At 69.9% G+C, this 16459-nt stretch carries 15 protein-coding genes and 1 pseudogene; 7 read left to right on the top strand and 9 right to left on the bottom strand.

All coding sequences use genetic code 11. The annotated features are described in order from the left end of the window. Nucleotides 1–217 (bottom strand): annotated as a pseudogene (locus tag ACWELQ_RS14920) (hypothetical protein); the annotation flags it as partial. Nucleotides 218–523: 306 nt separating this feature from the next. Between ACWELQ_RS14920 and ACWELQ_RS14915 the strand changes: the two are divergent. From ACWELQ_RS14915 to ACWELQ_RS14905, 3 genes are read left to right on the top strand one after another with little or no spacing between them, the layout of a single operon-like run. Then, entirely contained in the window at nt 524–946 is a 423-nt protein-coding gene (locus ACWELQ_RS14915; protein ID WP_452397586.1) for an anti-sigma factor, read from the top strand. Then, nucleotides 946–1899 (top strand): RNA polymerase sigma factor SigF, encoded by a 954-nt coding sequence (locus ACWELQ_RS14910; RefSeq protein ID WP_452397585.1) that lies wholly within the window; start codon nt 946–948, stop codon nt 1897–1899. The genes ACWELQ_RS14915 and ACWELQ_RS14910 overlap by 1 nt, the downstream gene beginning before the upstream one ends. Before the next feature lie 58 nt (nt 1900–1957). Next, nucleotides 1958–4012, top strand: a complete 2055-nt coding sequence (locus ACWELQ_RS14905) for an NAD(+) synthase (RefSeq protein WP_452397584.1) — start codon at nt 1958–1960, stop codon at nt 4010–4012. 191 nt (nt 4013–4203) lie between these two features. Here the strand turns inward: ACWELQ_RS14905 and ACWELQ_RS14900 are convergent, their stop codons facing one another. The 6 genes from ACWELQ_RS14900 to ACWELQ_RS14875 all read right to left on the bottom strand — a co-directional run bounded on the left by ACWELQ_RS14900 (nt 4204) and on the right by ACWELQ_RS14875 (nt 10942). Continuing rightward, nucleotides 4204–5571: an RsmB/NOP family class I SAM-dependent RNA methyltransferase gene (locus ACWELQ_RS14900; RefSeq protein WP_452397583.1), complete on the bottom strand. Its 1368-nt coding sequence runs from the start codon at nt 5569–5571 to the stop codon at nt 4204–4206. Nucleotides 5572–6605: 1034 nt separating this feature from the next. After that, entirely contained in the window at nt 6606–7529 is a 924-nt protein-coding gene (fmt, locus tag ACWELQ_RS14895) for a methionyl-tRNA formyltransferase (protein ID WP_452397582.1), read from the bottom strand. Nucleotide 7530: 1 nt separating this feature from the next. Continuing rightward, nucleotides 7531–8088 carry a peptide deformylase gene (def, locus tag ACWELQ_RS14890; protein WP_452397581.1) on the bottom strand — a complete coding sequence of 186 codons (558 nt, stop codon included), beginning with the start codon at nt 8086–8088 and terminating at the stop codon, nt 7531–7533. 208 nt (nt 8089–8296) lie between these two features. Continuing rightward, nucleotides 8297–9319, bottom strand: a complete 1023-nt coding sequence (locus tag ACWELQ_RS14885) for a lipase family alpha/beta hydrolase (protein ID WP_452397580.1) — start codon at nt 9317–9319, stop codon at nt 8297–8299. Between the two features lie 93 nt (nt 9320–9412). Further along, entirely contained in the window at nt 9413–10057 is a 645-nt protein-coding gene (locus tag ACWELQ_RS14880) for a PadR family transcriptional regulator (RefSeq protein ID WP_452397588.1), read from the bottom strand. A gap of 195 nt (nt 10058–10252) precedes the next feature. After that, nucleotides 10253–10942: an HAD family hydrolase gene (locus tag ACWELQ_RS14875; protein WP_452397579.1), complete on the bottom strand. Its 690-nt coding sequence runs from the start codon at nt 10940–10942 to the stop codon at nt 10253–10255. A gap of 88 nt (nt 10943–11030) precedes the next feature. On the opposite strand from ACWELQ_RS14875, the gene ACWELQ_RS14870 reads away from it, so the two are divergent. Beyond that, entirely contained in the window at nt 11031–11828 is a 798-nt protein-coding gene (locus ACWELQ_RS14870) for an ABC transporter ATP-binding protein (protein WP_452397578.1), read from the top strand. 58 nt (nt 11829–11886) lie between these two features. Here ACWELQ_RS14870 and ACWELQ_RS14865 read toward each other — a convergent pair whose 3' ends face one another. Further along, nucleotides 11887–12480, bottom strand: a complete 594-nt coding sequence (locus ACWELQ_RS14865; protein ID WP_452397577.1) for a TetR/AcrR family transcriptional regulator — start codon at nt 12478–12480, stop codon at nt 11887–11889. Nucleotides 12481–12558: 78 nt separating this feature from the next. Here ACWELQ_RS14865 and ACWELQ_RS14860 point away from each other — a divergent pair, with 78 nt between their 5' ends. The 3 genes from ACWELQ_RS14860 to ACWELQ_RS14850 are packed head-to-tail and all read left to right on the top strand — an operon-like array spanning nt 12559 to nt 14334. After that, entirely contained in the window at nt 12559–13404 is an 846-nt protein-coding gene (locus ACWELQ_RS14860; RefSeq protein WP_452397576.1) for an SDR family oxidoreductase, read from the top strand. Between the two features lie 56 nt (nt 13405–13460). Then, the gene (locus ACWELQ_RS14855) at nt 13461–13886 is read left to right on the top strand and encodes a hypothetical protein (protein ID WP_452397575.1); all 426 of its coding nucleotides are present in this window, start codon (nt 13461–13463) and stop codon (nt 13884–13886) included. A 10-nt stretch (nt 13887–13896) separates the two neighbouring features. After that, a complete protein-coding gene (locus tag ACWELQ_RS14850) occupies nt 13897–14334 on the top strand; it encodes a MarR family winged helix-turn-helix transcriptional regulator (RefSeq protein ID WP_452397574.1) in 438 nt (145 codons plus the stop codon). A 67-nt stretch (nt 14335–14401) separates the two neighbouring features. On the opposite strand, the gene ACWELQ_RS14845 is transcribed toward ACWELQ_RS14850, so the two are convergent. Next, a complete protein-coding gene (locus ACWELQ_RS14845; protein WP_452397587.1) occupies nt 14402–16408 on the bottom strand; it encodes a primosomal protein N' in 2007 nt (668 codons plus the stop codon). Nucleotides 16409–16459 lie beyond the last annotated feature (51 nt).

Here is a 16459-nt window from a genome sequence, read left to right as displayed (position 1 = left end):
GCTGTTTCTGCTCACCCACCCGCGTGCAGGCCGACGCGCACGATATCGACCCATTCGTAGGCGAGGTGGTCGCGGTTGAGCCCGGCAGTCCCAGCGTCAGATTCGGCACGAAGTGGTTGTCCATCACGTCGACGTGCACCCAGTCGGCACCCTCGATGGCCTTCAACTCCTCGGCCAGGCGCGCGAAGTCGGCGGACAGGATGGACGGGGCGATCATCGGCGCGGGCCGCTGGAACGGGGAGGATGAGGTGCACACAGCGCGCAGTCTATCGGCCGCACGACACGGTTCCGACGCCAGCGCGGAACCGGTCCGACGCCGCGACATAACCGTCCGGGCAGCCGCGGCGCGACCCGCGGGCCAGCCGCAGTGCGACCCGTGCGGCCAGCCGCAGTGCAACCCCGGCCAGCCGCAGTTCAACCGTGCGGCCAGTCGCGGCGCAACCGTGCCGTCGGTCGTTGTGCCACCCATGCATCCAGGTCGAATGGCTGATTGCCGCGCGCCGGAATGGGTAGCCTTAACAGGGTGATCAACATTTCCGCGGAACCAGGGCTGCGCGGCACACCCGTCGAGATCGGGGTCGCCGCATCCGTCTCCCAGTTGCCCATCGTGCGCGGACTCGCCGAAACCCTGGTGCTACTCAGCGATTTCACCCTCGACGAAGTGGCCGACATCCGGTTGGCCGTCGACGAGGCCGCCTCCACCCTCATCGCGCTCGCCGTGCCGGGCAGCGATCTGCGCTGCCGGTTCACCGTCGGCGACTCCGATCTGATCGTGCGGGTCAGCGGCCTCGCCGCCGCGGAGGGTCTCCCGGATCAGCGCAGCTTCGGCTGGCATGTGCTGCGCACCCTCTCCGACGAAGTCACCGCCGGGCAGGAGCCGTTCGACGCCACCCTCTCCGGATACCCGACGGCCGTGGAGTTCCGGCGGGTCCGGGGGAAGGCGTAGTGACCGACGGAGCAGACGTGTTCGCCTCGACCCCCGAACCTGAACAGCCCGAACCGGACCCGCGCGAGAACGCCGCGGCGGCGGAAGGCGGTCCGGACGACGCCGGTACGGACAACGGCGCCGGTGAGGACGCCGACGGCGAGGACACCGCCGAGGAGGCCGTCGACGCCGAGGAGGCCGAAGAGGTCGCGCGCAGCGTCTCCGGCTACGACGATGTCGCCACCCTGTTCGAGGAATTGGCCGCCGCCGCGCCGGGTTCCGGCCGCCGCGCGGCGCTACGCTCGCAGCTGATCAACCGCTGCATTCCGCTGGCCGATCACATCGCGCGCAAATTCAGCGGCCGCGGTGAGCCTTTCGACGATCTCACCCAGGTCGCCCGGGTCGGCCTGGTGCACGCGGTGGACCGTTTCGACATCTCGCGCGGCTCCAATTTCCTGTCCTTCGCGGTGCCCACCATCATGGGCGAGGTGCGTCGCTACTTCCGCGACAACACGTGGGCCATGCGGGTTCCGCGGCGGGTCAAGGAAACCCATCTGCGCATCGGCGCGGCCATCGACGCGCTGTCGCAGCAGCTGGGCCGCTCCCCCACCGCCAAGGAGATCGCCGCCGAGCTCGGGATCGACGCCGACGAGGTCACGCAGGCGGTCATCGCCGGAAACGCCTACCAGCCCAGCAGCATCGACGCCGTCTCGGTGGGCCGCGACACCGAGGCCTCGCTGCTCGACACGCTCGGCGAGGAGGAATCGCAGTTCGACCGGGTCGAGGAGTATGTGGCCATCCGCCCGCTGCTGGCCGGGCTGCCCGAACGCGAGCGCCGCATTCTGACCATGCGATTCTTCGAATCCATGACGCAGACGCAGATCGCGCAGCAGATGGGCATCTCGCAGATGCACGTCTCGCGCATCCTGTCGAAAACCCTTGCCCGGCTGCGGGAGCAATCCGCGCGGGAGTGAACCCGGTAGATTCGCGTGCGGACCATGATCACTTCGGCCGGACGCAAAGGGGTCGGTGTTGTCACAGCAGCTACCGTTCGATTCGCTGTATCGGCACGGATTCGCGCGCGTCGCGGTGGCGGTGCCGCCGGTGCGGGTCGCCGATCCGGGCTTCAATACCGAGCAGACTGTGCTGCTGGCGCGGCAAGCCGCGGCCGAGCACGCGGTCCTGACCGTCTTCCCGGAACTGGGGCTGTCCAGCTATACCGCCGATGACCTGTTCCATCAGGACGCCCTGGACGCGGCGGTCGCGGCCGGGCTGGAGCGGATCGTCGCCGAGAGCACGAGCATCGACACGGTGCTGGTGGTGGGCGCACCCGTGCGGGCACAGGGGCGGCTGTTCAACTGCGGCATCGTGATCCACGACGGGCGGGTACTGGGGGCCGCGCCCAAGAGCTACCTGCCGAACTATCGCGAGTTCTACGAGAAACGCCAGTTCGCGGCCGCACGCGAAGCCCTCGACGATCACATCGAGATCGCCGGGCAGCGGGTGCCGTTCGGGGCGGACCTGCTGTTCACCGCGACCAATGTGGCGGACTTCGTGTTTCACCTCGAGATCTGCGAGGACGGCTGGGTGCCGTTGCCGCCCAGCGGTTTCGCCGCGCTCGCGGGGGCGAGCGTGCTGGTGAACCTGTCGGCCAGCAATATCGTCATCGGCAAGGCCGACTATCGGCGCGACCTGTGCACCTCGCATTCGGCGCGGTATGTGGCCGCCTACCTGTATTCGGCGGCCGGGCACGGCGAGTCGACCACCGACCTGGCCTGGGACGGGCAGGCGCTGGTCTGCGAGAACGGCAATGTGCTGGCCGAGGGCGAGCGGTTCGCGCCGCACTCCCAGGTGGTGACCGCGGACCTGGATCTGCGGCGGCTGGCCGCCGACCGGCTGCGCATGACCAGCTTCGCCGACACCGTGCACGACCATCGCGAGCGGCTGGCCCGGTTCCGGCGTGTCGAGGTGGCGTTGCCGGTGCCCGCCGCAACCGTGGCATTGCGCCGGGAGATGCCGCGCTTCCCTTACGTTCCCGCCGATCCGGTCTCGCGCAACGAACGCTGCGCGGAGGTGCACCGCATCCAGGTGGAGGGGTTGAGCACGCGGCTGGCGGCCACCGGCTCCCAGCGGGTGGTGATCGGGGTGTCGGGCGGACTCGACTCCACGGTGGCGTTGATCGTGGCCGCCAAGACCATGGACCGGCTGGGGCTGCCGCGCTCGAATGTGCTGGCGTACACCATGCCCGGATTCGGTACCAGCAGCCGCACCCTCGAGGACGCGCGCAAGCTCATGCGGGCGGTCGGGGCCAGCGCGCACGAGATCGACATCCGGCCGTCGGCCACGCAGATGCTGCGGGATCTCAATCACCCTGCCGCCGACGGGGTTCCGCAATACGACGTCACCTATGAGAACGTGCAGGCCGGTGAGCGCACCTCACACCTGTTCCGGCTGGCCAACATGCACAACGCACTGGTCATCGGCACCGGGGATCTGAGCGAGCTCGCACTGGGCTGGTGCACCTTCGGCGTCGGCGACCACATGGCCCACTACAGCGTGAACGCCTCGGTCCCCAAGACCCTGATCAAATACCTGGTCGCCTGGACCATCGAGACCGACGGACTCGGCCCCGAGGCGGGCGAGGTGCTGAAATCCATTCTCACCACCGAGATCTCCCCCGAACTCATCCCCGGCGACGGCGACGCCCCCGCCCAGAGCTCCGAGGCCACCGTCGGCCCCTACGAACTGCAGGACTTCCACCTCTACCACCTGCTGCGCTTCGGCGACCTCCCCAGCCGCATCGCCTACCTGGCCCACCACGCCTGGTCCGACCCCACCCGCGGCCGCTGGCCCGACCTGGTGCCCGCCGACCAACGCCACGAATACGACCTCCCCACGATCAAGCACTGGCTCGCGGAGTTCCTGCGCCGCTTCATCCAAACCAGCCAGTTCAAACGCTCGACGCTGCCCAACGCCCCGAAAGTCGGCTCCGGCGGCTCGCTTTCACCCCGCGGCGACTGGCGCGCCCCCAGCGACGCTTCCGCCGCCGCCTGGCTCGACGAACTCGCGCGCAACGTCCCCGACTGAGCACAGCCACCCAGCGAAAGAAGCTGTCCGACGGCGATCTCGCGGCCGCGGTGGATGGGTGACGCCTGCGCGGAAATGACGGTGCCCCGGCACACGAATGTGCCGGGGCAGTTGCCTATCGCGCCCGCTGCGGGCCACCACGGCAGCCGCGAAGCACCGCGGATCTTCTTACGGCCAACCCGGTTCGGCGGCTAAACCGGTTTGCGCAGGGCCGCCAGGAACATGGCGTCGGTGCCGTGGCGGTGGGGCCACAGCTGGGCGCCGGGGCCGTCCCCGAGTTCCGGTACGCCCGGGAGCAATTCGCGGGTGTCCAACTGCTCCGCGCCGGTGCGGCGAACCATGTCGGCGACCACCGAGACGGTTTCCGGTAGGTGCGGGGAGCAGGTGGAGTAGACCACCACGCCACCCGGGCGGACCAGATCCCATGCGGCCGTGAGCAGTTCGCGCTGCAGTGCGACCAGTTCGCGGACGTCGGAGGGCTGGCGACGCCAGCGGGCCTCCGGGCGGCGGCGCAACGCGCCCAGACCGGTGCAGGGGGCGTCGACGAGGATGCGGTCGAAACCCGGTTCCAGGCCGCTGTCGCGACCGTCGGTGACGTGGACGTCGACCGGGAGGCCGCGGGTGGTCTGACGGACCAGTTCCGCGCGATGCTCGGCGGGTTCGACGGCGTCGACGTGGAAGCCGTCGATGTCGGCGAGCGCGGCCAGCAGCGCGGTCTTTCCGCCCGGACCGGCGCACAGGTCCAGCCAGCGGCCGCCGTCCGGGCCTTCCAGCGGGGCCTTGGTGACGGCCAGCGCCACCAACTGACTGCCCTCGTCCTGCACGGCCGCCATGCCTTCGCGGACCGGTTCCAGCTTGCCCGGGTCACCGCCGTCGAGGTACACCGCGTACGGCGACCAGCGGCCCTCCTCACCACCGGTGATCAACGCCAGTTCCTCGGCGGTGATATCGCCCGGTCGCGCCACCAGATGCACGGCGGGCCGCGCGTCGTCGGCCTCGAGCACCTCCCGCAGCTCCCCGGCCCGCGCGCCGAGCGCATCCGCGAACGCCTGCGCGATCCACACCGGATGCGCGTACTCGAACGCCAAGTGCCCCAGCGGATCCGACGGCGCGAGCCGCTGCACCCATTCCTCCGGCGTGCGCTCGGCCACCCGCCGCAGCACCGCGTTCACGAACCCGGCCCGCCCCTGCCCGTACTCCACCCGAGCCAACGCCACCGACGTGTCCACCGCGGCATGCGCCCCGATCCGCGTCCGCAACAGCTGATAGGTGCCCAGCCGCAACGCGTCCAGCAGCGGCCCGTCGATCTCCTCGACACTCCGCCCCGCGCACTCCGCGATCACCGCATCCAACAACCCCAGCGACCGCGAAGCCCCATAAGCCAATTCGGTAGCCAGCGCCGCATCCCGCCCACTGATCTTCCGCTCCCGCAACAACCCCGGCAGCACCAAATTCGCATAAGCGTCCCGCTCCCGCACGGCCCGCAACACATCCCGCGCCACGATCCGCACCGGATCGGCCCCAGCCTTCTCCGCCCGCCGAGCCGCCGCCGCACTCACATCACTCGTCGACTCCGCCTTCGACCGCGAATCATTCCGCGCCCCACCACGATCGGCCGAACGGTTCCCCGCCCCGCCCCTACCACCGCCCGAGCGCGACACGGCAGACCCGAAATCCCCACGCCCACCACGCCCGCCCGCACCGCGATCATCGCCGCGTCCGCCCGAGCTCGCGCGGCCCGACCCCGCTTCACCACGATCCCGATCGAACTCACCGGCACCACCGTTCGCAGGGCCGCGGCGCTCGCCACCCTTGCCACGCGGAGCCGCGACTTCACCCCGCCGGTCATCGTTGCCACGACCGGTACCCGGCCCACCGCGACCATCACGCCCGTCCCCGGACACGCTGTCACGGCCCGCGTTGCGGTTGCTCCGATAACCCGAGTTACGTTCTCCCGCACCGAATCCGCCGCGCTCGTCGTCGTTCCGGCGATCTGCCGGTCGACCGCCACGCGGCCGATCCGAGCCGCCATTGCGCCCGGAACCATCCCGGCGGTCGTCGGGCCGATCATCGCGCGGCCGGTCCCAGCCACTCTCGCGCCCGTCCGCTGCACCATCGCGCTCGCGTCGCTGACCGGACCCCGAACTGCCTTCTCCCGCGGCGAATCCACTACGTCGGTCGCCATCGCGGCGGTAGTCGGGCCGGTCGCCGCGCGGCCGGTCCCAGCCGCCCTTACGGTCGCCACCGCCCGCCCGGTTCGCACCCGAATCACGCCGATCGCCACCGGTGGACCGGTTCGATCCTGAATCGCGTTTCGCACCGGCGTATCCGCCGCGGCGGTCGTCGGCGCGGTCCGGGCGGGCGTTGCGGTCGCCGCCCGCGCGTCCCGAATCCGAACGCGACGAACCCGATTCGCGGCGATCGCCGCCGAATCCGCCGGATGTCGCGCCGCGGCGCTGGTTACCGTGACCGCGGTCGTTCTGCCCACCGTCGGCGGGATTGCCCGTGCCGGAGTCGGCTTGGGCGGAGCGGCGGAAGCCGCGGCGTGGGGGTGTGTCGCCGGAGTCGGGGCGGTTTTCGTTCTCGGGGCGGGTCATTCGACCACCGCGCCCGGCTCGAGGCGGGCGCCGCGGGCCCAGTCGAGGGCGGGCATCATGCGTTTGCCCTGGGGCTGGACCTCGGTGAGGCGGACCGCGGTGGTGGCGGTGCCGATGTAGACGCCGGTCTTGCGGATGTCGATGGTGCGGGGTGGGAGGGTTTCCTCCACCAGGTCGACGCGGCCGAGTTTGAGGCGTTTGCCGTCGATCTCGGTCCAGGCGCCCGGCGCCGGGGTGACCGCGCGGATGCGGCGGCCGATGGCCAGGGCGGGCTGGTTCCAGCGGATGTGCCCGGCCTCGGGATCCACCTTGGGGGCGTAGGAGATTCCGTCCAACGCCTGCGGAACGGCCTGCACCGTGCCGTCTTCCACCCCGTCGAGGGTGGATTCCAGCAACTGCGCACCGGCCTCGGCGAGCCGCTCGAGCAGCACACCCGCGGTGTCGGTGACGGCGATCTTCTCGGTCATGGTGCCGAACACCGGACCGGTGTCGAGCCCCTTCTCGATGCGGAAGGTCGACGCGCCGGTGTATTCGTCCCCGGCCAGCAACGCCGCCTGCACCGGGGCCGCGCCGCGCCAGGCGGGCAGCAGCGAGAAGTGCAGATTGATCCACCCATGCACCGGAATGTCGAGCACCGGTTCGGGCAGCAGCGCGCCGTAGGCCACCACCGGACAGCAGTCCGGCGCCAAACCCGTGAGCTGCTCGATGAATTCGGGCTCGGACGGCCGCTTGGGCGTGAACACGGGGATGCCGTGCTCATCGGCCAGCCGCCCGATCGGCGAGCGGGTGACCTTGCGGCCGCGTCCGGCCACCGCGTCCGGCCGGGTCACCACCCCGACCACCTCGTGCCTGTCGGAGGCCAGCAGCCGCCGCAGCGACGGCACCGCCGGTTCGGGGGTTCCCGCGAAGACCAGACGCATATCAGCGGCTCCGTTCCTTGCTACGTCCGCCACCGATCTCGGAGGCGGGCAGCACTGTGATTCCCGTTGTGAACCAGGATGATTCGCGAATCGTTCGCATGGCTTCCTTGCGCGAGGCCGAATCCAGGCGCTGCAGGAACAGCACCCCGTCGAGATGGTCGGTCTCGTGCTGCACGCAGCGCGCCAGCAGCCCCTCGGCCCGGAACTCCACCGGCTTACCGTCCATGTCGACGCCGCGCGCGAGCACCGTCTGCGGCCGGGTGACATCGAAGCGCACGCCCGGGATCGACAGGCAGCCCTCCGGCCCGGTCTGGGTCTCCTCGCCCACCACCTCGAACACGGGGTTGATCAGATGCCCCTGCGCGTCACCGGTGTCGTAGACGAAAACCCGTAGCCCGACCCCGATCTGCGGCGCCGCCATCCCGACGCCACCGCTCTCGTACATGGTGTCGATGAGGTCGTTCACCAGCTGGCGCACCTCCCGATCGAATGTCTCGACCTCCGCCGCGCGGGCGCGCAGGACGGGATCGCCGAACAGGCGGACAGGCTGGATGGTCACGGGCAGCTCCGATAGCTCACGAATGCGGGTCGTCTCATTTTACGGACGTCCCGCCGTGCTCCTGCGCCGATCCCGAACCTGCGCGTAGTGTCTCGGCGATCCCGGCTGGCCGGTGCGGTCGCCCCGGCCGCCGATCGTGGCGCAACGCACACCGGGCGCGCTGTCGCCATCGACCTTCGGCCCGATCCGAACCACCGGGTCGGGTTCGTCAGGAATGCGCCGCGAGCACCACGTCACTGATGCCGGTGCCCAGCGCGACCGGCACGCACGCCGGTGTCACGGCATGCGCGGGATCGAGCAGATTCACCACCAACTGCTGCACGTACGGGTCGTAGACCATGTTGAAATGCCCGGTCAGGTCCTCGGCGCACAGATTCTGCAGCACGATGTTGGTCGCGCCCGCGCCGCGCAGCGCGATATTGGTGTTGGGCTGGATCATCTCGTCCACGCGGCTGCCGACGGTCGTGTACGTCACGCCCGGCACGGTGTCGCCGCCCGCGTTGAGGTCCTTGATGAAGGGCGCGCCCGCCGCCTGCTGCACGGCCGCGAGCGAGGATCCCATCTCGACGAGTTTGTAGATGCCCGGCACCGCGTCGGCGATCGGCACGAGTCCGTACATGACGCCGCCGTAGCTGGGTGAGGCCAGCCCGATCCACTGCCCGACCTTGGGCGCTCCCCCGAGCTTGTTGATCCAGTAGCGGGTCACGCTCGCGCCCTGGGAGAAGCCGACCATATCCACCTGGGCGGCTCCGGTGGCGGCGAGCACCTGATCGACGAAAGTGCCGATCTGCGCGGAACTCTCGTACACGTCCTCGGTGCCGTAGGTGTCCTTGCCGGGCGCGCCGCCGTAGTCGAGCGCGAACACGCAGATCCCGGCCTGCGCCAGCAGCGGGCCGATGCCCGACCAGTCGGAGTAGGCCGAGGAGTCGGTGCCGTGCGCCAGCACCACCGGGCGCGGATGCTCGGCGGACGGTTTGCAGCCGAAGTCGTTGCTGCCCTGGGGCACCGAGTCCGGATGCTCCTTGAGATAGCGGGCCGCCGCCAGATGTCCCGTCTGCGGCGGCCCCTGTTGCGTCGGTGCCTTCAGCACCGAGGCCACGGCCGGTGCGGCCGAGGCGATAGTCCCCGTCGGTGTGGCGGCCGTACCGATCACGGCGGCCGCCAGCGCCATTACCCCCGCCGGTGCGACGCGGCGCATGAATCCGCGCGTCCGGCTCCTCTGTTGTCCCATGTCACAAGATTCCATGGGGCGCTGTTGTCCCATGTCATAATCTTGGCGGTTTTCGAGCCGAAAGTCCCAGTGGGGGCCGGTGATTCGGAGCCATTACTTTTCGGGTGTGTCGTCCTCGGCGAGGATCCGGTACAGCGACCGGCGCGCCTCGGTGAGCACCTCGGCCGCCTTGGCCGCCTGCTCCGGATTGCCGACGGCGGCGACCTGTGCGACCGCACCCATCAGCTGTCCGACCAGACCGCGCAGATCGAGCGCCTGATCGCCGACGCCGTCCTTGACGTCCTGCCAGGGATCGCCCAGTTCGGTCTTGTTGGCCTCGACGTACTCGACACCGGCTTCGGTGAGCTTGGCGGTCTTGCGACCGGCCACCTTCTCGATGATGACCAGGCCCTCGTCCTCGAGCTGCGCGAGCGCGGGGTAGATGGAGCCCGGGCTGGGCCGCCACACGTCCTGGCTCTTCTCGCGGATCTGCTGGATCAGCTCGTAGCCGTGCATGGGCCGCTCCTGCAGCAGCAGAAGCACCGCGGCACGCACGTCACCGCGCCGACCGCGACCACCCCGGCCGCGTCCGCGACCGAAGCCACCGGGGCCGAAACCGCCGGGACCGAAGCCGCCCGGGCCGAAGCCGGGGCCGAAGTCCGGGCCGAAGCCGCCCCGGCCGTGACCGTGGCGGTGCGGGCCGAAATCGCCGCGCCCGCCGAATTCCCCACGCGGACCGCGCGGTCCACCACGTCGCATCCGCGGATGTTCGGGGCCCTGCTGCTCTTCCGCGCGCAGTCGCCGCCAGGGGCCGCGGCCCCGTTCTGCGTTGTCCATGTGTTCCATGGTCGTGCCTCCTTCAAGGCTCGTCGTTGTTCTTGCTGATATCGACGATATATCGACAATCGATTGACGACAAGGGTGAAGCGGGACACAAACCGTCTGGTTTGGACTTTAGGACTGGAGGAGCCCGTGCGCACGCACGGCGTCCCACAGCCCCGACGGGCGATCAACCGTCGGCAGCGGATCCACCAGGGAGAACGCGCAGCCCAGGACCCGTGCGCCGCCGTCGGCTTCATCGCTGTCGCCGACCATGAGGGCATTGCCAGGGTCTACGCCGAGATGGTCGAGCGCGGATTTGAAGATGCGGATATCGGGCTTCATCGCCCCGACTTCGAACGACAACGCGTAATCGTCGATATATCGACCCCAGCCGCGATCGACGAAGGCAGGTCGGATGTCGAAGGCGATATTGCTGACTATGCCGATGCGCAGCCCCGCCTCGTGCAGAGCGCGCAGCACGTCGCCGGTGTCCGGGTAGGGCGTCCACCCGTCCGGATCGAGCAGCAGTTCGTAGATCTGGATCGCCTGGGCGTGCGGAACACCCGTCTTCTCCAGGACTTCCAGATAGGCGCGCCGATGCAGAGCGGGGTCGAGATCGCGGTTCTCCCAGGCGTATTGACCCTCGGCATCGAATTGCACGATCTGACCGACCGGCGCGGTCAGCCGCCGCATGATCTCGGCGATCTCGTGGGTGTCGAGCGGGCGGCCGTCGGCGTCGGTGAGCCGCGCGTCGTGGAAAGCCGCCTCCTCGAACCGGAAAACCGTGCCGGAGAAATCGAACAACACCGCGTCGATCGCCATGCCGCCACCCTACACAGGCGGTCTCGGCCGGACCGGTGCAGCGAAAATCACTCCTCAACTTGTCTGAGGACTTTGCTACGGTGGACCGATGACGGATCAGGTGCTGAACGTGGACAATGCGACGGTGGTGCGCAGCGGAAACGCTATCCTGCAAGAGGTTTCGCTCACCGTCCACGCCGGTGAGCACTGGGCGCTGCTCGGCCCCAACGGCGCGGGCAAGACCACGTTGCTGAAGATGCTCGGCGCCTTCGAACATCCGACCCGGGGCGCTGTCGAGGTGCTCGGCCACCGGCTGGGCCGGGTCGACATGCGCGCACTGCGCGCGGGAATAGGCCACGTGGATCCGCGCCACTCCCCCAGCGGTCCGTTGCGCGTCCGCGAGGTCGTGCTCACCGGTGCGACCAACACCGCCGCTCTGATCCCGCGCTGGCAGCCCACGCCCGAGCAGCTCGCCGACGCCGACCGCCTCATCGATCTGCTCGGCCTCGCGCATCGCCGCGACGCCGAGTGGGAGATCCTGTCCCAAGGTCAGCGCGGCCGCGCTCTCATCGCGCGCGCACTCATGCCCAACCCCCGCCTGCTGCTGCTCGACGAACCCGCCACCGGCCTGGATCTGGCCGGGCGCGAACAACTTCTGGAAAGCGTCGACAATCTGCAGCGCACGCATCCCGACCTGGCCTCGGTCCTGGTGACCCACCACCTCGAGGACCTCCCGCCCGGCACCACCCACGCCATGCTGCTGCGCGAGGCCCGCGCCATCGCCTCCGGTCCGGTCGACGACGTGATCACCACCGCGAACATCAGCACCTGCTTCGACCACCCGGTCCGCATCCTGCGCGACGAGGGCCGCTGGAGCGTCCGCCCCGCCCAGCGCCAGCTCACCTAGGCTCGACCACCAGAGAAGGCGCTGATGCCGATAGGCGCCGAGAGGGCATGGGACGGGGTCAGGTAGCGGGGACGAGGGTGTCGATCCAGCGTTCCAGGCGCGCGCCCTCGGCCGCCATCATGGCCGGGTCACGGAAAGTGTTGGTGAGCAGGGAGATTCCCTGATAGGCGGCCAGCAGGGCGACGGCGAGTTCCCGGGAGTCGGTGCGGCCCATGGCCGCGAATTGGGTGTCGATCCAGTCGAGCAGGCCGCGCATGACGTCGGCGAGTTCGCGGTCGAGGCCGTCGGCGCGCTTGTCGAGTTCGGTGGCGAGAGTGCCGGACGGGCAACCGAATTGGGAGGCCAGGTCGCGCTGGTCGACCCAGCCTCGGACCAGGGCCTTCAAACGTTCCGCCGGGGCGTCGAATTGTTCGAGCGCGGCGATGATCTCCTGCGCGGTGCGTGCGTGCGCGCCGATCGCGGCCTGGACCAGCTGATCCTTGGTCTTGAAGTAGTAGTACACATTGCCGACCGGAACCTCGGCGGCGCGTGCGATGTCGGCGATGGTCGTCTTCTCGACGCCTTGTTCGTGGAAGACCTTGGCAGCCGCGTCCGCGAGTCGCTCCCGCTTGCCTGCCGCCGGCGCCGCGGCCCGACCCACTGAGTTAGTCATACGACTCACTATAGACAACCGCCCGTGACATGCCCTAGGGTTCGAGTTAGTCAGTCAACTAACTCATGGAGTGAAGCAATGATCGTGGTAACCGGAGCAACCGGAAACGTCGGCAGTGTTCTCATGCGGGAGCTCGCCGCGGCGGGCGAGAAGGTGGTCGCGGTGTCGCGCGGCGAGAAGCCGGTGGACCTGCCCGCCGGAGTGGAGCACCGCCGCGCGGATCTCGGCGATCTCACGGAACTGGCCGAGGCGGCGGCGGGTGCGCGGGCGCTGTTCCTGCTCATCACCGGCCCGCAGCTGGTCGAGGGACCACCGGCGGCCGAGATGCTGGAAACCGTTGCGGCCGCGGGCATCCGGCGCGTGGTCTTCGTGTCCTCACAGGGCGCGGTGACACGGCCCGGCAGTGACGGATACGCCCGGACCCTCGAGTTCGAGCAGGCCCTGCGCGACTCCGACCTGGAGTGGACGGTGGTACGGCCCGGCGGGTTCTTCAGCAATACCTTCGCCTGGATCGAGCCGGTGCGAACCGGGCGGATGATTCCCGCCCCGTATGCGGATGTGGCGCTGCCGCAGGTGGACCCGGCCGATATCGCGGCCGTGGCCGCGGCGGCGCTCACCGAGGAGGGTCACCACGGGCAGGCGTACACGCTCACCGGGCCGGAAGCGGTGACGCCGCGGCAGCAGGCGGCGGCACTGGAAGCGGCTCTCGGCGAGCCGATTCGGTTCGTGGAGCTCACCCGCGACGAGGCGCGCGCGAACATGCTGCGCTTCATGCCGGAGTCGGTCGCCGACCACACCCTCGACATCATCGGCGCGCCCACCCCAGAGGAACAGCAGGTCAGCGGGGACGTCGAGCGGGTGCTCGGCCGCCCGGCGACCAGCTATGCGCAGTGGGCAGCCCGGGTTGCCCCGGCGTTCCGCTGATTCGCCCCGCGAATCGACCATTGAAGATTTCGTATGCGTTCGCTTATCGTCTACGTATGCATACGAAATCTTTCTCCGAAGGCACGCTCCTGCTGCCGTGGCGACCCGGCCCCCACTCCGCCCCGACGGGCCCGGTCTTCGTCAGCGTCACCGACTTCCTGGCACGCTCACAGGAGGAATGGGTCGAGATCTACCAGGCCGGAGACGAATTGGCGCAGGCGTGGCCGATCATGCAGGGCGCGGTCGGACTCTGGTTGTGGGGCAGACCGGGCGAGCTACGCGGCGGCTCGGTCTCGGTATGGCAGGCGGAGTCGGATATGCGCCGTTTCGTCCGGTGGCCCAAGCACACCGCGATCGTGCGGGCCTGGCGCACCCGGGTCGGCATCGGCGTCGACTCCTGGCAGGCCGAATCCTTCGACGCGGACGAGATCTTGACCCGCGCGGGCGACACGATCGAGAAACCACACCGGCACGCCGCCTAATCTTGTCCGCATGACAGACCGTCCCGACCTGGCAGCAATGATCGTCCCACTGGGCCGCACCTTGATGGCGGCCGAACAACCGGTGCTGGCCGCCCACGGCCTCACCATGTGGGCATACGTCGTGCTGCTGCGTCTGGACGAGACCACCACCCGTGGCCAGGGCGTGCTGGCCGCCGAGATCGGCGCCGACAAGACCCGCATCATCGCCGTCCTCGACGACCTCCAGGAACGCGGCTTGATCGAACGCCGCCCCGACCCCGCTGACCGCCGCGCCCGTCTGCTCGCCCTCACCCCCGCGGGCCGCGAGCTCCGCGACGCGGCCCAGGCCCAGATCCAGGCGCAGGAGGACCGACTCCTCGCGAAGCTCCCCGCCGCCGACCGCCGAGGCTTCCTCAACGCCCTCACCACCCTCGCCGCCCTCCCCCGCGACGAAATCACCGGCGAGTGAACAAGATCAAGGTGTACTCAGTGCGGTGATTCGGGCGAAATTCCGCGCTGAGTACACCTTGATCTTGCTAGCCGATGTCGATGGGGTCGATTTGGACGCGCAGGGGGGCGTCGGAGCGGTGGGTGCTGCGGATGGCTTGGGCGGCGGTCAGGGCGCGGGAGAGGGCGGCGCCCGCGTTGCGGTCGGCGCGCAGGATCATGCGTTCGACCTCGGCGGGGGAGTCGCCGGAGGAGAAGGGCTTGCGCGCGCCCGGCGGGAGCGGCACCGGGCCGAGCACCTCGACATCGGCGGGAAGTTTTGCCTCGCCGAGCAATTCGGCGATCGAGTCGGTGGTGCCGTCGATGGCGGCGAAGCGGACGGCGGGTGGGAAGCGCACCTCGGTGCGCTGCTCGAGTTCGAAACCGGCGTGCCACACCGGATCCCAGCGCACCAATGCCTGCACGGTGGGCAGTCCGGCATCGGCCATGACGATGACCCTGCCGCCGGGGCGCACCAAGGCGGCGGCGGACATCCAGCGACGCAACGTATCTTCGGCGGCCCGCAGGTCGGCGCGGCCCAGCAGCGCCCAGCCGTCCAGCAGCATGGCGACCGCGTAGCCGCCGGGCACCGGGGGCTCCGCGCCGATGGTCGACACCACCACCTGCGCCCCCTCGGGCACCGTGTTCAGGATCGACGCCCCGCCCGAACCACGCACGGGCACACCGGGAAACGCACGCCCCAACTCCTCGGCAGTGCGCGACGCGCCGATCACGACGGCCCGCAGTGCCCGAGATCCGCACGCTCCACAGCGAAACGCCGCCTCGGTGATTCCACACCACCGGCAGGCGGGACTCTGCGCCTCGGCGACACCCTCACGCCCACTGCGCAAAACGCCACGTGACGCGGCGCTGTCAGGCAACGCCAGTGGGCCGTTGCAGTGACGGCACCGCGCGGGAGTCCGGCACTTGGCACACGACAGCGCCGGAATATACCCACGCCGCGGCACCTGAACCAGCACCGGCCCACCATCTTTGAGCGCCTTGCGAGCCTCCATGAACGCGACCGCAGGGATCCGAATGGCCTGCGCGATGGGGTCGCGCTCGAGTGCCGCATCGGTATCGCCGGGCGCGGTGATGCGTGGCATGACCTGCCGCAACACCGCCCGATCCGCGAGCAGGTCATGCGCCCACCCGGATTCGACGATCGCCTGCACCTCGGCCGTCCGCGAGAACCCGCCCGCCACGAACGCCGCCCCGGTCTCGTGCGCCCGCAACATCGCCACTTCCCGCGCATGCGGATACGGCGACCGCGGCTCCGCGAACGTATCGTCCCCGTCATCCCAAATAGCGATCAGCCCAAGGTCTTTCACCGGCGAGAACACCGCACTGCGAGTCCCGACCACCACCTTGGCCTGCCCCCGCAACACCGACAACCACCGCCGATACCGCGCCGACGGCCCCAACCCGGCCGCCAACCCCACCGCCGACTCCCCCACCAGCGCAACACATTCCCCCAGCACCCGATCCAGATCCCGCTGATCCGGCACCATGATCACCGCACCGCGCCCACTCCGCACGGTGACCGCGGCCAACTCCGCCAGCCGCTTCGCCCACTCCTCCCCCGGCAACGCCTGCCACCCGGCCCGCGGCCCCCGCCCCGCCTCCAGCGCCCCGAGAAACGAGTGCCCGTGCACATATCGCCCCCACGCAGGGAACTCGACGCCCAACGCCTGCACGCCCCCAGCACTCCCGGCCGCCGGCGCGCCCGCCGGCATCACCGCGGAGCCAACCGGAGCGCCGGGAAAAGCTACATCGGATCCCGCATCGACGGCCGTTCCCTCGCCGACGGCCTCCGCCCCGTCCCCACCACCCGTGCCCGAATCAGGGTGGGCCGCAGGCATTGCGCCCACGACGTCACCGGCCGACCGATCACCCATGATCGCCGTCGCGGCGTCTCGCGCACCGTCGACTCCCGAGTCCTCCTCGGTCTCATCGCGGCCGTGGTCATCCAGCTCGCCGCCACCCGTCGCGCCGTCCCCGGCGGTGACGGTGGGGCCCGTTGCATGCTCGTCACCCGAGTCGGGCAGTGCCGCCACCACCCGGCCCGCCGGAACAGGTTCGGCGGCAGGCTCGTCCGCGCCGTCACC

The sequence above is a fragment of the Nocardia sp. NPDC004722 genome (assembly GCF_053601505.1).
Note: the sequence above shows the minus strand (reverse complement) of the source record. Positions and strands in the feature narration are given on the sequence as shown.

Excerpts from the sequence above, each read along its gene's own strand:
- fmt (WP_452397582.1), bottom strand. The coding sequence starts at position 7,529 with ATGCGTCTGGTCTTCGCGGGAACCCCCGAACCGGCGGTGCCGTCGCTG.
- ACWELQ_RS14885 (WP_452397580.1), bottom strand. The coding sequence starts at position 9,319 with ATGGGACAACAGAGGAGCCGGACGCGCGGATTCATGCGCCGCGTCGCA.
- ACWELQ_RS14880 (WP_452397588.1), bottom strand. The coding sequence starts at position 10,057 with ATGCGACGTGGTGGACCGCGCGGTCCGCGTGGGGAATTCGGCGGGCGC.
- ACWELQ_RS14875 (WP_452397579.1), bottom strand. The coding sequence starts at position 10,942 with ATGGCGATCGACGCGGTGTTGTTCGATTTCTCCGGCACGGTTTTCCGG.
- ACWELQ_RS14870 (WP_452397578.1), top strand. The coding sequence starts at position 11,031 with ATGACGGATCAGGTGCTGAACGTGGACAATGCGACGGTGGTGCGCAGC.
- ACWELQ_RS14865 (WP_452397577.1), bottom strand. The coding sequence starts at position 12,480 with ATGACTAACTCAGTGGGTCGGGCCGCGGCGCCGGCGGCAGGCAAGCGG.
- ACWELQ_RS14860 (WP_452397576.1), top strand. The coding sequence starts at position 12,559 with ATGATCGTGGTAACCGGAGCAACCGGAAACGTCGGCAGTGTTCTCATG.
- ACWELQ_RS14855 (WP_452397575.1), top strand. The coding sequence starts at position 13,461 with ATGCATACGAAATCTTTCTCCGAAGGCACGCTCCTGCTGCCGTGGCGA.
- ACWELQ_RS14850 (WP_452397574.1), top strand. The coding sequence starts at position 13,897 with ATGACAGACCGTCCCGACCTGGCAGCAATGATCGTCCCACTGGGCCGC.